Below are 13848 nucleotides of genomic sequence, written 5' to 3'. Positions count from 1 at the left end.
TCACGCCAGTCGAGTTCGAGCAACAGCTGATCTCATCACGTACGCTGTCGCTCGTCGCATGAAACCGGGTGTCCACTCCCGAGGTTGAGCCTCAGTCCTTCGGTGACCCCGTCCGCCAGGACACCGAGGTCCTTCTCCAGCAGGATCACGTCGGCCGCGTCCTTGGCCACGTCAGTGGCCGAATCGACCGAGATGCCCACGTCGGCGGCGTGCAGTGCGAGGGCGTCGTTGACGCCGTCGCCGAGGAAGGCGACATCGCCGCCGGTCCGTCGTTGGGTGCGGACGATCCGGGCCTTGTGCTCGGGGCTGACGCGGGCGAAGACCGTGGTGTGCCGGATCGCGGCGGTGAGCTGTTCGTCGTCCATCGCGTCCAGATCGGTCCCGGTCAGCACGCCGACATCGGCCAGCCCCAGATCGTGGCAGATCTTGGCAGCCACCGCCGGGTTGTCCCCGGTGACGATCTTCACAGTGATGCCCAGCGCGTCCAGTCGCCCCAGTGCCTCGGCCACTTGGGGTTTCGGCGGATCGAGGAAGACCAGCAGACCCGCCAGGCGCAGCTCACGCTCGTCCGCGGCCGTGAGGACGGTGTCCGCACGGGCGGGACGGCTCGCCACGGCAACGACGCGGTTTCCGGCGGCGAACTCGGCCTCCAGCGCCCGGCGGACAGGATCGGTCACCTCCGCGCAGCGTTCCAGTACCGTCTCTGGGGCACCTTTCGTGATCAGCAGGGTGACGCCAGCGGCATCGGTGACGGTGACGGTGACCATCCGCCGTTCATGGTCGAAGGGCAGGACTGCGACCCGTTTCCGGCCCTTGAGCGCCGGGCGCTGGGAGGCGGAGGCCGGGGAGTCCCACAGGGCCTCGTCGAGCGGGTTTCCGCCCACGGACCGGCCCTGGTCGTCCACGTCCGTCTCGGTGCACAGCAGCCCCAGGCGCAGCACCTCCTCCGCCGAGGTACCGCCGACGGGTACGGCCCGCATGAAGTCGATGCGGCCCCGGGTCAGGGTTCCGGTCTTGTCGGTGAACAGCACATCGACGTCCCCGAGGTCCTCGATGCACACCAGCCGTTTGACCAGTACCTTGCGCCTGCTCATCCGCCGGGAGCCGGTGGCCAGGCTGGTGGAGACCACGGCGGGCAGCAGCTGCGGAGTGATGCCGACCGCGATGGCCAGGGAGAACAGCAGCGCGTCGATCAGCGGCTTGTGCAGGGCCATGTTGATGATGAAGATCGACGTGGTCAGTGCCCCGGCGACGTAGACCAGGAGCATCGAGAACCTGCGCAGCCCCACCTGGAACTCGGTCTCCAGTTGGTGCCCGTTCAGCCCGGCGGCGATCTTCCCGAACTCGGCCTGAGCGCCGGTGGCGACCACGACCCCGCGGCCGCTTCCCGAGTGCACCACGGTGCCCATCAGGGCACAGGCGGACAGATCCGCCAGCGCTGTGCCGGCCGGCACGGGGGCGGTGTCCTTCGCGACCGGCAACGACTCACCGGTTAGCACGGACTCGCTGCATTCCAGCCCAGTGGCCTGCAGCAGCCGCAGGTCCGCGGGCACGATGTCGCCCAGCCGCAGCTCCACCACATCGCCCGGCACCAGGCCGGTGACCTCCACTTCCTGCGGTCGTCCGTCGCGCAGCACGACCGCACGGTGCCGGACCTTCGCGTGCAACGCCTGGGCGGTCCTCTCCGCCCGGTATTCATTGGCGAAGCCCAGACCGACGGAGAGTGCCACGATCACCCCGATGATCACCGCGTCGCTGCGCTGACCGACGAAGTACGACACCACGGCTGCGGCCACCAGCAGACCCAGCAGCGGGGACCGCAGCTGATGCCACAGGACGAGCCACGCCCGGGCGCGGTGCGAGTGGACCGCGTTGGGGCCCCAGCGCTTCAACCGCCGTTCCGCTTCCTCCGACGACAGGCCGCCGCCGGTCACCTCGAGATCGCGCAGCACCTCTGCGGTGGGTCGGGCGGCCGCCGAGGCGGCGCGGCCCGCGGCCACCGGACGCGTCGGCACAGTGGCCGTCACCATCGCCGATCCCCTTCCGGGCGCCTGCCTACCCACACGGCGGATCGCGTCGGCGCAGAGCCGGAGAAGCACCTGACCCTGACCACCGGGCGGGAGCACGGGCACGGCCGCGCATGGGCTGACGTCACAGTTCTACCTTCTGCCCTTGTCGGCTCACGCCCCAAGGGGCCATTCGGGCCCTGTCCCCGGGACCTGCTTCCCAGCGTGCCACCTCTGCCTCGGTCAGCCAGAGTGGCGACGGCCGTCCGACAGCTGAGGCCACCCGCCGGACGGCGGTTCAGCCCGGCGGCCGTCCGGCGGGCGCGACGCCCGGCCGATGGCGAGGAACCCGTACGCGTAGCATCCCGGGGCTGATCCAGCGCCGCACGGGAGCCGGCAAGGTGACAGCTTCGCTGTCCAGCCAGACGGGGACGACTGACGACTCACCCGAGGCCCTGGGCGAGCCGCGACCGCACGCGGATGGGGACCTCCCCAGGGGTCCCCATCGTCATGGAGCGGGCGAGCGGTGGGCGCTGGTGCTGCTGGGTGCGCGCTCGTTCGGCAGGTGGCAGACGGCGTCGTAGTCGAAGGCGAGGACGGGCGCGTGGTGATGGAAGCACGCGACCTCCTGCCGTGTCCCCGCCCCCGGCCTTCCCCGCGGCCATACGTCCAGCCGGGTTGCGGCGGCGTGTGAAGGTCCCAGCACGCGACTCCCGGACACAGTCCGCGGCGATCGTGACGCGGCTGCCGGCGTGTTGCCTCTCGGCATACCTCCGTGCCGGAACCTGCCGCTGGGGACCGGCGCTTCGGTACCGGGACGCGGAAAGTGGCTCAGCGTCGGTTGTGGCCCGTTCCCTCTCCCGGCTGCGCAGGCTGAGCGGGCGCGTCGTCGGCCAGATGTGAGACGTCGTCCATGAAATCGCTCAGTGACGGTCAGTTGGACGATCAGCCCATTTTGTATTGACGGCTCGGTAGGGCGGTTCTAACCTCCCCGGATTGAGAGCGCTCTCAATCAAAGGATTCACGGCCGCATCTCGCCGTGGCCTGGGATGTGAAAGTAGAGATGCGTCATTCGCTCACGCGATCCGCCGAACCCGTTGGTGCGGTCGTTCGTACACTCCGCCTCCTGCTGAAAGGTGTCCCCATGCCAAGAGACGGTGCTCAGCCATTAAGAGCGGCGCTGTGGTCCGCGTCCTGGCGGCGGGTGGCGGTGTTCGTGGCCGTCGCTGCCCTGCTCGGCGCAGTCCTCACGGTGCTCAACTCGGTGTCGGCCGGTGCCGACACGGTGGGTGCGGGCAGTTACACCACCACGGCACCCGGTCCGCTGCCCTCGGGGTGCGCGGACATGTCCACCAACCCGCGTCACGGGGTGACCGCCAACGCCCCGTCGGGTGCCGTCCCCACCAACGACTGGTGGTCGTCGATCCTGTGGAAGCGCACCAACTGCGCCTACGGCGAGCCGCTGTTCGCTCAACCGCTCGGTTTCCGGGCCCAGTCGGGTGGACTGGGGGTCTCCTACAGCACCAGGCCGACGATCTCCGGCAGCGGCAAGGGCGTGGCCGAGTACCACTTCAACTACCACGAGGACTTCGTCGCCGGCGTCTCCGGCCTCGCCGCCCCGGAGGTGAAGGTCGACGACTGGAGCGACTGGACCGTCAACCCCTGCCTCAGCGACGGCACGCACACCCTGCGGGCGACCATCGGCTCCGGCCTGCCGTTCGCCTACTTCCGTGCTACGGGCGGTGATGCGCAGATCAAGGCCGCCTCCGACACGACAGTGGACGTCTGGTCCGACTCCGGCTCGATGATCGGCTACACGGTCAACGGACACGACTACGTCGCCTTCGCCCCCAGCGGTGCCACCTGGTCGGTGGACGGCTCCACCCTCACCTCCTCACTCGCGGGCAAGGACTACTTCTCCATCGCCGTACTGCCGACCACGTCGTCCACCCCGACCGCCGACCGGACTGCGCTCGTGACCGAGTACGCCAAGTACGCCTACAACCACGTCACCGGCACGGCCGTGTCCTATCGGTACGACGAGGCGGACAGCACCATCACGACCACGTACCGCTTCACCACCACGGCGCTCGAGGGGTCGGCAACTGGGACGGTCGCGGCCCTGCTGCCGCACCAGTGGCGCCACTTGGCCGACGGCAGCCCGCTGTCGCAGACGTACATCTCCTCCCGGGGCCCGCTGAAGGTGCTCACCGGCATCACGTCCTTCACGACGTCGATGCTCTTCCACGGGGTGCTGCCCGAGATACCAGCCGTCGCCGACAGTTCCGGCGCCGACGCCACGACACTGCACGACTACCTCAACGCCGAGAAGGCTGACCCGACCCGCCAGCAGAGCGACGACACCTACTGGACCGGCAAGGGCCTCGGACGCGCCGCACGCCTGGCGGAAATCGCCGACCAGACCGGCAACACGGAGGTGCGCGATGCCGCTCTGTCCGCGATCAAGTCCAAGCTCACGGACTGGTTCACCGCGTCGCCGGGCAAGACGGGTCGCCTGTTCTACTACGACGGCAACTGGGGCACCCTGATCGGTTATCCGGCCTCCTACGGGTCCGATCAGGAGCTGAACGACCACCACTTCCACTACGGCTACTACATCGCCGCGGCCGCGACGCTGGCCAGGTTCGATCCCACCTGGGCCGACGCCGAGCACTACAGGGGCATGGTCGACCTGCTCATCCGGGACGCCGACAACTACGACCGCGCCGACAAGCGCTTCCCCTACCTGCGGGACTTTGACGTCTACGCCGGCCACGACTGGGCATCCGGCCACGGCTCGTTCGCCGCGGGCAACAACCAGGAGTCCTCCTCCGAGGGGATGAACTTCGACAACGCGCTCATCCAGTGGGGCATCGCCACCGGGAACAAGGCCGTCCGGGACGCTGGTATCTACATGTACACCACCCAGGCCGCCGCCATCGAGGACTACTGGTTCGACGCCCATCACCAGGTCTACCCCAGCGACTTCCCACACAAGGAGGCCGGCATGGTCTGGAGCAACGGAGGCGCGTATGCCACCTGGTTCTCCAGCGCCCCCGAACAGATCCAGGGCATCAACCTGCTGCCGGTGACCGGCGGCCACCTCTACCTCGGCGACGACCCCGCCTACGTCAAGGCCAACTACCAGGAGATGCTCGACCAGGCCGGCAAGACCCAGCCCGGCATCTGGCCCGACATCTGGTACGAATACCTTGCCCTCGGCGACGGCGACGCAGCCCTGGCCGACTTCCGCGCCAACAACTCCTTCACCTCCGAGGAAGGCGAAAGCAAGGCCCACACCTTCCACTGGATCCGCAACCTCGCCGCACTCGGCACCGTGGACACCACCGTCACCGCCGACAAGCCGCTGACCGCGGTCTTCACCAAGAACGGCGAACGCACCTACGTCGCCGCCAACACCACCGCTACCGACACAACCGTGCACTTCTCCGACGGAACCACCGTGCAGGTACCCGTCGGCAAGACGGTCACCGCCGGCGCCCACACCTGGAGCGGCGGCAGCGCGCCCGGCAGCACAGGACCCACCCCGACCCCGACCCCGACACCCACGCCGCCCGGCGGCACGGGTTCGTCACCCACGCTGTACCTGAGCGGTGACGGAACGCTGTCGGCAACCGCCGGAACCGCGGGCAGCACGACGGTGACGTCGGCCGACGGCGTCAACCACGACGGCAGCCCGTACAAGCCGCTGACCTTCACCGCCTCCGGGCTCGACCTGAAGTACGCCGGAGGGACCACCCAGTTCGATCTGGCCGTCGACGCCGGGCAGTCCATCGGCAACGCAGTCCAGATGCAGGTGTCGTACGACTGCCCCGGCGACGGCACATGGGACCGCGTCGAAACCTACCGGTACTTCGCCACCGACCCGCTCCCCGGCTGGGAGCACTACACCGACAAAGCCGGACTGGCCTCCGCAACCGGCACCCCCTGCGACCTGAAGAACGGAACCGTACAGATCAAGGTCTGGAACGCCCTGGGCAACACCCCCAGCACGCTGGGCACCGGCGACCTGTCAGCCCTCCGACTGCCCTACACCTGATCCGACGACCGGCCCGGCCGCCCTGGCCCGGGCGGCCGGCGTGTGCAGTTGATGTATGTGGACGACTCCCGTGTGCATCTGGACAGCGAGATCGCGTTGCTGCGCGAGACGTGGCACACATTGCGCGGGGATGGTTGGGAGCCGCTGGTGGGGCTTGCCGACCGGATCCGACGGGGCGAGGCCCGCAGTCTCGCCCTGTACAAGCAGTCCAGGAAGGCACCGGACGCGCAGCTGTACCTCGTCGACGGCAGCGCCCATGACGCCGACATGTTCGGAGCCGAATTCCAGGTGTGGTTGGACGTCAAGGCGTTCGTGGCCGAGTACAAGCGATGCCGGGCGGCCGTTCGCTCAGTGCGCAGCCAGCACGCTGTGTACCTTCAGCGCGAGATGGACCTGCAGCGCGTGGTCGCCGTGCCGCCACTGCGGTCCCAGTAGGGCGGTGACGCGGTCCATGCGCTGGTACAGGGTGTTGACGTGGATGAACAGGTCGGTCGCGGTGCGGGTGAGGCTCGCGTCGCAGGCGAAGTACGCCAGGAGGGGTGCGGACGAGCTCGCCGCCGCGGCGTTCGTCGTAGTCCAGCACGGGCCCGATGACGCGCCGCACGAACCGGCGCAGCTCCTCGCGGCCGGCCTGTCATCGGCAGGACTGGCTGTGAGCGGTCCAGCGCCTGGATCTGGGATTTCTCGTCCACGCAGAGCACGACCGCTTTCTCGGGCGGGTGGTGGTACAGGCCGACTACGTCAATGACCTTGGCGACGAACTGCGGGTCGGTGGAGAGTTCGAAGGAATCCTGCAGGTGCGGCTTGAGGTCGAACTTCTTCCAGATCCGGCCGATGGTCGACTTCGACAGGCCGGTGCGCCGGGCCATCGAAGCCCGTGACCAGTGCGTGTCCTGGCCCGGCGTGGACTCCAGGGTGGCCACGACGACTTCCTCGACCCGGTCGAGGAGGATCGAGGGCGGGCGGCCCGAGCGGGGCTCGTCGTGAAGACCGTCGAGGCGTTTCGCGATGAACCGGGTCCGCCAGCGGTCCACGGTCGACCTGTCGATGCCGAGGTCGGCCGCGGCCTGCTGGTTCGTACCACCCTCCGCGCAGCGCAGCACGATCTTGGCTCGCAACGCGAGGAACTGGGCGGTCTTCGCCTGCCGCGCCCACTACGTCAACTGCCTGCGCTCAGCATCGTCCAGGACCAGGTCGGCCTTCGGCCGGCCGATCCAGCCGACGTCCTCAAGCCCGGCCATCCGCTCCGCGGCGAAAGCCCGCCGCCACTTGCCCACCGTCTTGGCTTGAACACCGGCGACCCGCGCCACAGCCGCGTTTGACATACCGTCAGCACACGCCAGGATGATGCGGGCCTTCTCGGCCGAGCGCCGGTGCGGCAATTCCGTCCGGCGCACCAACTCGGCACGCTCGGCCTCGGACAGCCTGATCTCCACAGCAGAAGGCCCCGGATGCGACATACCAACAGGGTAGTAACTAACCCTCAGGATTTCTGGCGCATCACACTAGATCTGATGTGTAGATCTGCTTGATGTCTGAGGGAGGCATGCCTGTAACTGCCAGGCTTCCCGGCTTCGGGGGGCTTCGCAGTGGTCATGGCGCCGTTGCGGAGCCGTCCGGTCACTGGAAGGCGCAGGGGATGAACTGATCCAGTGACAGCAGCCGGAACACACGGCCCAGCCGCGGCGGCACGGACCGTAGCCGCAGACGCGTGTTCGCTGCAGTGCAACGGCCGTGCAGGCGCAGGAACATGGTGACCCCAGAGGAGTCGCAGAATGTGACGTCGGCCAGATCCAGTACCAGCTCGGGTGTGCTGGCAGCGGTGAGACGGGTGAGTTCGGGCTCGATGCGTGGCACGCTGTCCAGATCGAGCTCGCCGGACAGCTTCACCGCTCCATCCTCCATCGCCGGTGAGACCAGCGCAGCGGTCATCGGCATGCGGCGGGTCATGGCGTACGTCATGGTTTGTGTCATGGGTGTGGCAGCCTTTCGGATGGTGTCGGCAGCAGCTCGGTGGCCGAATCGCCCGCGGTCCTGGTGTCTCGCGGCCACATGTCAGAGCCCACCAGCTGCGGGGGGCGTGTGCCAGGGGCCAGATGCCCCAACCGCAGGGCCCAAGAGTCCCCACGTTGCTCGGCGGAGCGTCGAACCGGGTGGGTAGCATGGGCGCCGAGACGCGCGAGAACCCGATGCGGCTGTTGTTCGCGGCTGTTGTTCGAGAGGGACTCATGGCGCAGTCTCCGGGGGGAGTCTCAAAGCCATCCGGTTCCGAGGGGGGCCGGCCGGAGTTCGACGCGATCACGCACGCGTTGGACGACCAGGGCGTCATCACCCGGGACGCAGCGGGCCGCATCACTTCCTGGAGCGCGGGCGCCGAGAAAGTGACCGGATATCCGGTGGGCGAGGTGCTCGGGCAGAGCGTCTCCGTCCTCCGTTCCGAAGAGGAGCGGACCGCCGAGGCTGCGGCCGGTGAGCTGGAGACGGCGCGTACGGCCGGGCGCGCGGAGGTCGAGGGCTGGCGGGTCCGCAAGGACGGGCAGCGGTTCCGGGCTGGGCGGACAGCTACTTCAGATGTCATCCCGACGGGGCCTGGGCTGGCTTCGTTCAGGTGCAGTGACCTGGGCCGCAGTGATATCCGAACTGGCCTCGAAACGGCATCCGGCTGACCGGTTCGCGTACAGCGCGGGTCCCGGGGTTTGAGCTCCCGGACCCCGAGTACATGACCGGGTAGCTGATGCCCAGGCGCCGGGTGGGGGCTGGGCGTGACGGCGGGCGGGGGAGCAGGGCAGACTCGGAGCAGACTGGAGAGGGGCGCCGCGATGACCGTACAGCCGATGCACCCGCACGGCCCGGAGCGGGTGCCGCGTGACGCCGAGGGCATCGCGACCGCGCTGTCCGGCGAGCGCCGGATGGAGTTCTACCGCGAGCTGCTGTCCGCCGCGCCCGAGGACGCCGAGGGCGTGCTGCGGCGGTGGTGGTGCGAGGCGATGCTCGACACCGACCCGGCCGGGGACCGGCTCACCGCAGCCGCGCTGGACGGGACGCTGCCGACGACGGTGGTCGCCGACCTCGTCCGCCGCCGCCAGGAGGCGGGCCTGCCCGTTGAGTGAGTCCTACGACGAGGAACCGCAGGGCCTGCCACGCCTGCTGTCGAGGAGGTCACCGAACTCCTCATGGACAAGGCCCTGCCCGGCGACGTGTTCGGCGCGATCGTCGCCACCACGCCCGTGATCAACGAAACCCGCGGCCAGGTGCCCGGCAGCACCGCGTCGGCGAAGTGGCCCAGGCAGCGGCGCATGCCGCTCGGCGCGGACGGCTCGCTCGGCATCGCCGAGTACGTCATCGTCGCCGACGCCGACCCGCCGCGCATCGTCCTCACCCGCATCCAGCTCTACTGACGTCCGAACTTCGGTTACGCCGTCTCCGTGGCCTGGGCCGCCCACGTAGCACGATCGGCACCGGCGCCAGCGAAGCAGCCCAGAGCGTTGCGGGCTTCCGCGGCAGTCCGGCGGTGATCGTCGGCGATCTGCACTGCCTGGGTCTCCGCCATGATGCCGCTGTCGAGGCCGCAGGTGCAGTGCACCACTGCGCTTCCGGTCGGCTCGTGCTCGACCCACCCTCCCCGGTGTGTTCTGTTCCGGGTGATGCCGTGCACGACTGTCGTGTGTTCCACCATGCGCCCATGCTGGCCGCCGGGGCTCGGCCCGCCAACGCCACGCCCGCCGAATGGCTGAACCGCAGCGTGGCCGGCTACGCGCTGCTGCATGTGCCGCAAGCCGAGGGCGGCCCGGCAAGCGGGCACCCGCGCCGAGCCTGATCGAGGTCAGGCGGGCCTGTCCGTGGGCAGCTCGTCCGCGTGCTCACCGGTGACCAGGTAAACCAGGCGCTGGGCCACCGACACGGCATGGTCGGCGAACCGCTCGTAGTAGCGGCCGACCAGCGTGACGTCCACGGCGGTCTCCACACCGTGCTGCCACCGGTCGTCCATCAGGTGCTGGAAGATCGTGCGGTGCAGTTCGTCCATGCGGTCGTCGTCCTTCTCCAGCTGGAGTGCCGCATCGACGTCGTGGGTGATGAGTACTTCGGCGGCCTGTGCCATCAGGCGCTGCGCGAGCTGGCCCATCTCCAAAATCGTGCGGCGCAGGTCGCGTGGCACCGCCCGCTGGGGATAACGCATCCGGGTCAGCTTGGCCACGTGCTGGGCCAGGGCACCACAGCGCTCCAGGTCCGCGCTCATGCGCAGCGAGGTGACCACCACCCGCAGGTCTCTGGCAACCGGCTGCTGCCGCGCCAGCACCGCGATCGCCCGGTTCTCCAGGTCACGCTGGAAGTCATCGACCTTCTCGTCGGCGGAGATCACGCTCTCGGCAAGGTGCAGATCGGCGTCCAGGAGAGCGGTCGTGGCCATGCCCATGGCCGAGCCGACCAGGTTCGCCATCTCCACCAGGCCATCCCTGATCGATGCCAGTTCCTCGTGGTAGGCCTCCCGCATCGCGTCCTCCCGTCCAGTCGCGTCTGTTGCCAGCCCTAGCTCGCTGCAAAGGCTCCCACATCACGCACGGGGTACCGGCCGCTTACAGCCAGCGACGTCCCTCCTGGTCCGGCAGCAATCAGGCACGCCCACGGGCAGGCGGCATACCTCTGGCCGGGCTCAGGCGCGCACGTCAGTCTGGCAAGCCGGGCACAGTCCGTGCCGCCCTTCATCGGTGATCACAGTTCCCCACCCGAAGTACACCTCGCAGTCGTGGGCCTGGGCAGGGTCAGCACGAGGCCACGGCCGGGGAGTGGCGTCGGCTTCGTGGGCCATAAACGAGCACTCCTTACCGATCCAGCAAGTACAGGATGCGGCTCTATGAACCTTTTCTAAATACATGGGGGGACTCATCCGGATCAAATGACACCGGGAGGCCGCCAGAGCGTCCGCGAGGCAGGCTGAATGTATGCCTTTCCGCTCACCCTCTCGGCCAGGAGCGGGCGGTCAAAGCGGGGTCCTGCTCGCACTGGCGCAGTGCGTGCCGTTTGTGATCGCGCTGGCCGTGCTGATCATCGAGCTCACCCCTGCTCACTTCATCTATACCGGCCCCTTTCTCACTGCGGTGCCGGCGCTGGCGGCGGTGACGATGGGCCCCAGGCGCACGGCCCTGGCGGTGGCTCTCGCGCTGGCGGTCAGCGTGACCACGGCCACCTACAACCAGGCATGGGGCACCCTTCAGGTCTATACCAACTTCCTGGCTCTGGCTCTGGTCTCCGTAGCCGGTTTCATCACGAGCAGCGCCGTGCGTGCGTACAGGAGAAGCGAGCTCGACCAGGTCCGCCGGATCGCCGTGGCAGCACAGGAGGTCATTCTGCGGCCGGTCCCCGAGCGCCTGGGCCCGGTGCGGGCGGGAAGCCTGTGCCTCGCCGCCGGGACCGGGGCACAGGTCGGCGGTGATCTGTACGAGGCCGTGCAGACGCGGTATGGCGTCCGGATGATCGTGGGGGACGTCCGCGGCAAGGGGCTGACTGCCATGCACGCGGTCGCGGTGGCGCTGGGCGCATTCCGGGTGGTCGTGCACTACGAGGACGACCTGGTGGGGGTCATGAACCACTGCGCGGCCGCACTGCGCCGGGAGGCAGCCGTGCCGGGCGCCTATCCTGAGGAAGCGCTGATGGAGGGATTCACCACCGCACTCATCGCCCAGGTGCCGAACGACGAACCCGTAGTGCAGCTGGTCAACCGCGGCCATCCGCCCCCGCTCGTACTCCACGAGGGCCGAACTCAGCCTTTGATGCCCACCTCGCCGCGTCCGCCCCTGGGCCTGGAGGACCTGATCACCGGCCCTCCCGAGAAACCAGAGAGCTATCCGTTCGTGCCCGGGGACCGTCTGCTCCTGTACACCGACGGCGTGATCGAAGCCCGCAACCCTGGCAACGACTTCTTCCCTCTGCCGCAGACCATGGAGTCGATCAGCTTCAGCGCAACCCCTAACGAGTTTCTTGAGCAACTGCACCAGGCATTGATCTGCCATACCGAAGGCCGCTTGGCGGACGATGTGGCGATGATCCTTGTCGACCGGCTCGACGAAGAAGTCGGCGCGGGTAGGACGGCCCCCGAACCCAGGTGAGCGCGGCGAAGCGCTCGCCGTCAATGTGCGTGTCCCACGAGCGGGTCTGGCAGTGGCAACACAGATCACTGTCGCAGTGCGCGTCGTGTTCGGCCGCACTCGCGCGACCCATCCTGGCGAGGCGTATTTCCGGGACCGTGGCCGCCGCGCCCACGACCTGTGCGGATCCGTTCGGCCGAAGACAGGTCCCGGTCGGCACGGCAGACTCGAGCTGTACCCATTGGAACTGGCCGGCCTCAGGAGGGACAGGTGAGCGTTGCTGCCGAAGGTCACGTCGGGCCCTGGACTGTTAGCGAGGTTCTGGCCCTGCCTGAAGATGCCGGGAACCGGATCGAGCTGGTGGGGGCTCTCTGGTGATGAGTCCCAGTCCCGGCGAGGCTCACCAGCGCGCGTCGCGGCGCCTTGCTGCTCTCCTGCAGGACGCCGTCGACCGGGCCGGGCAGCCGCTGGAGGTCCTTGAAGCGGTGAACATGGTCGTGCCGGACGGGATGCTGATCCCCGACATCGTGGTCGCCGACGCGGATGCCGCTGCGGCCGCGGGCCTCAGCATCGACGCCCATGACGTCGTCCTGGTCGTGGAGATCGCCTCGCCCTCCACCCGGGTCACCGACCGCAAGATGATGCACTCCCTGTACGCGACGGCGGGCATCCCCCACTACTGGTGCCTGGAGCTGGAACCCGCCCCACACCTGTACTGCGGGATGCGGCACAGCGCGAACGGCTATACCGACCTCAGCCTGACCGCCGGCCAGGTCACCGAGATCGCTGTGCCGTTCCCCGTGGCCATCGACCCAGCCCGGCTCCTGAGGTAGCCGACCGGCACCGTCCGGCTGCTCCGCTGCACAGCGGAGCGGCAACGGGCGCCTTGTGGCAGCCGGTTCAGAAGGGCGGCATCGACGTCGGGAGCTTCGCGGGCCGTTAGCCTGTCGGTATGCCTGAGCGTGTCATCCCGGGTCGTACGGGCGGCCTGATCTCTTTGGGCGCTGCGGAAGTTCTGTGGGCTGCCTTGACGGCCGACAGCGCTGTGCCGACGGCTTCTGCGGCGTTTACCTGCTCTCCTGCCGATGTCCGGGTGGGGTACGTCCTGCTCGGCGGCCGTGTGGTGGTGACGGTGAAGGCAAGCGGTGGCCAGTGGAGTGTTCCGGAGATTGAGGTGCGCCGGGCGGCAGCGGAACTGAACACGGTTGAGATGGACTGCCAGGACCTGGTCCACATCGGTCCGTTTGGTGGCGCGCCGAGGAAGGAGTGCAACGAGACAACGCTGATGCGCTGGCGCCAGCGCATCACCCGGGAACTGCAGGAGCCGGGCGACTCCGAGCGGGCAGCACGACGTGAAGGCGGCCGGCCGGCCCATCTGGCGGGGATCGACTGGCGGCGGAAACTCGTGGAGCAAGCTCGCGACCGCACGGCGCGGACATGGTGGCTGCCGCGCGCCGTGGTCAGACACCCCATGTCGTTCGGTGTCAAGCGGCATGGAGGTGGGGGTGAAGCGACCATGCGGTCGCTTCGTTGTACGGCGTTCGGGATTTGAGGCATCCGTGAAGGATGCCGACGAGTCGGTTGCCGAGCTGCCGTAGGGCGGGGTGAGGGGCCCTGCGCTTCTCGGACAGCGGTGTTGAGGGTTCTCCTTATGCCGCTGCCTGCAACTCCTCGTACTCGGCGTGGACTTCTGCGGGAG

The 13848-nt window shown here is 68.6% G+C and carries 14 protein-coding genes and 1 pseudogene; 9 read left to right on the top strand and 6 right to left on the bottom strand.

The genetic code is table 11. The features are described 5' to 3' along the window. Positions 1 to 35: 35 nt before the first annotated feature. Positions 36 to 2030 carry a cation-translocating P-type ATPase gene (locus ACFY1J_RS45775; RefSeq protein ID WP_390733282.1) on the bottom strand — a complete coding sequence of 665 codons (1995 nt, stop codon included), beginning with the start codon at positions 2028 to 2030 and terminating at the stop codon, positions 36 to 38. Positions 2031 to 3222: 1192 nt separating this feature from the next. On the opposite strand from ACFY1J_RS45775, the gene ACFY1J_RS45770 reads away from it, so the two are divergent. After that, positions 3223 to 6066, top strand: a complete 2844-nt coding sequence (locus ACFY1J_RS45770) for a glycosyl hydrolase (protein ID WP_390733281.1) — start codon at positions 3223 to 3225, stop codon at positions 6064 to 6066. 57 nt (positions 6067 to 6123) lie between these two features. After that, positions 6124 to 6501: a hypothetical protein gene (locus ACFY1J_RS45765; RefSeq protein WP_390733280.1), complete on the top strand. Its 378-nt coding sequence runs from the start codon at positions 6124 to 6126 to the stop codon at positions 6499 to 6501. Here ACFY1J_RS45765 and ACFY1J_RS45760 read toward each other — a convergent pair. The 4 genes and pseudogenes from ACFY1J_RS45760 to ACFY1J_RS45745 form a co-directional block, all read right to left on the bottom strand. Next, positions 6415 to 6600, bottom strand: coding sequence for a helix-turn-helix domain-containing protein (locus ACFY1J_RS45760; RefSeq protein ID WP_390733283.1), 186 nt, complete (start codon positions 6598 to 6600; stop codon positions 6415 to 6417). The genes ACFY1J_RS45765 and ACFY1J_RS45760 overlap by 87 nt on opposite strands. Before the next feature lie 113 nt (positions 6601 to 6713). Then, positions 6714 to 7184, bottom strand: a pseudogene (locus ACFY1J_RS45755) (IS630 family transposase); the annotation flags it as partial. A 36-nt stretch (positions 7185 to 7220) separates the two neighbouring features. After that, complete coding sequence (locus ACFY1J_RS45750) at positions 7221 to 7526, bottom strand: helix-turn-helix domain-containing protein (RefSeq protein ID WP_390733279.1); 306 nt, start codon at positions 7524 to 7526, stop codon at positions 7221 to 7223. Positions 7527 to 7686: 160 nt separating this feature from the next. Then, on the bottom strand, positions 7687 to 8028 hold the full coding sequence (locus tag ACFY1J_RS45745) for an STAS domain-containing protein (protein ID WP_390733278.1): 342 nt from the start codon (positions 8026 to 8028) through the stop codon (positions 7687 to 7689). Between the two features lie 200 nt (positions 8029 to 8228). Here ACFY1J_RS45745 and ACFY1J_RS45740 point away from each other — a divergent pair, with 200 nt between their 5' ends. The 4 genes from ACFY1J_RS45740 (at position 8229) to ACFY1J_RS45725 (ending at position 9883) form a co-directional block, all read left to right on the top strand. Continuing rightward, positions 8229 to 8732: a PAS domain-containing protein gene (locus tag ACFY1J_RS45740; protein ID WP_390713359.1), complete on the top strand. Its 504-nt coding sequence runs from the start codon at positions 8229 to 8231 to the stop codon at positions 8730 to 8732. A 153-nt stretch (positions 8733 to 8885) separates the two neighbouring features. Beyond that, positions 8886 to 9176 carry a hypothetical protein gene (locus ACFY1J_RS45735; RefSeq protein WP_390713360.1) on the top strand — a complete coding sequence of 97 codons (291 nt, stop codon included), beginning with the start codon at positions 8886 to 8888 and terminating at the stop codon, positions 9174 to 9176. 63 nt (positions 9177 to 9239) lie between these two features. Further along, the gene (locus ACFY1J_RS45730; RefSeq protein ID WP_390713361.1) at positions 9240 to 9464 is read left to right on the top strand and encodes a hypothetical protein; all 225 of its coding nucleotides are present in this window, start codon (positions 9240 to 9242) and stop codon (positions 9462 to 9464) included. Between the two features lie 251 nt (positions 9465 to 9715). Continuing rightward, positions 9716 to 9883 (top strand): hypothetical protein, encoded by a 168-nt coding sequence (locus ACFY1J_RS45725; RefSeq protein WP_390713362.1) that lies wholly within the window; start codon positions 9716 to 9718, stop codon positions 9881 to 9883. A gap of 6 nt (positions 9884 to 9889) precedes the next feature. Here the strand turns inward: ACFY1J_RS45725 and phoU are convergent, their stop codons facing one another. Next, the gene (phoU, locus tag ACFY1J_RS45720) at positions 9890 to 10558 is read right to left on the bottom strand and encodes a phosphate signaling complex protein PhoU (RefSeq protein ID WP_390713363.1); all 669 of its coding nucleotides are present in this window, start codon (positions 10556 to 10558) and stop codon (positions 9890 to 9892) included. 520 nt (positions 10559 to 11078) lie between these two features. Here phoU and ACFY1J_RS45715 point away from each other — a divergent pair. The 3 genes from ACFY1J_RS45715 (at position 11079) to ACFY1J_RS45705 (ending at position 13701) form a co-directional block, all read left to right on the top strand. Beyond that, positions 11079 to 12170, top strand: coding sequence for a PP2C family protein-serine/threonine phosphatase (locus ACFY1J_RS45715; RefSeq protein WP_390713364.1), 1092 nt, complete (start codon positions 11079 to 11081; stop codon positions 12168 to 12170). Between the two features lie 356 nt (positions 12171 to 12526). Then, positions 12527 to 12982, top strand: a complete 456-nt coding sequence (locus ACFY1J_RS45710; protein ID WP_390713365.1) for a Uma2 family endonuclease — start codon at positions 12527 to 12529, stop codon at positions 12980 to 12982. Positions 12983 to 13101: 119 nt separating this feature from the next. Then, complete coding sequence (locus ACFY1J_RS45705; protein WP_390733277.1) at positions 13102 to 13701, top strand: hypothetical protein; 600 nt, start codon at positions 13102 to 13104, stop codon at positions 13699 to 13701. Positions 13702 to 13848 lie beyond the last annotated feature (147 nt).

The organism is Streptomyces sp. NPDC001406, from assembly GCF_042895285.1.
GTDB lineage: Bacteria > Actinomycetota > Actinomycetes > Streptomycetales > Streptomycetaceae > Streptomyces.
The sequence above is the reverse complement of the archived record's forward strand: the minus strand, read 5'-3'. Positions and strand labels throughout refer to the sequence as shown.

What these genes read in the sequence shown, in the direction of transcription:
- ACFY1J_RS45775 (WP_390733282.1), bottom strand. Translation starts at nt 2,030, where the DNA reads ATGGTGACGGCCACTGTGCCGACGCGTCCGGTGGCCGCGGGCCGCGCC.
- ACFY1J_RS45750 (WP_390733279.1), bottom strand. Translation starts at nt 7,526, where the DNA reads ATGTCGCATCCGGGGCCTTCTGCTGTGGAGATCAGGCTGTCCGAGGCC.
- ACFY1J_RS45745 (WP_390733278.1), bottom strand. Translation starts at nt 8,028, where the DNA reads ATGACGTACGCCATGACCCGCCGCATGCCGATGACCGCTGCGCTGGTC.
- ACFY1J_RS45740 (WP_390713359.1), top strand. Translation starts at nt 8,229, where the DNA reads ATGGGCGCCGAGACGCGCGAGAACCCGATGCGGCTGTTGTTCGCGGCT.
- ACFY1J_RS45735 (WP_390713360.1), top strand. Translation starts at nt 8,886, where the DNA reads ATGACCGTACAGCCGATGCACCCGCACGGCCCGGAGCGGGTGCCGCGT.
- ACFY1J_RS45730 (WP_390713361.1), top strand. Translation starts at nt 9,240, where the DNA reads ATGGACAAGGCCCTGCCCGGCGACGTGTTCGGCGCGATCGTCGCCACC.
- phoU (WP_390713363.1), bottom strand. Translation starts at nt 10,558, where the DNA reads ATGCGGGAGGCCTACCACGAGGAACTGGCATCGATCAGGGATGGCCTG.
- ACFY1J_RS45710 (WP_390713365.1), top strand. Translation starts at nt 12,527, where the DNA reads ATGAGTCCCAGTCCCGGCGAGGCTCACCAGCGCGCGTCGCGGCGCCTT.
- ACFY1J_RS45705 (WP_390733277.1), top strand. Translation starts at nt 13,102, where the DNA reads ATGCCTGAGCGTGTCATCCCGGGTCGTACGGGCGGCCTGATCTCTTTG.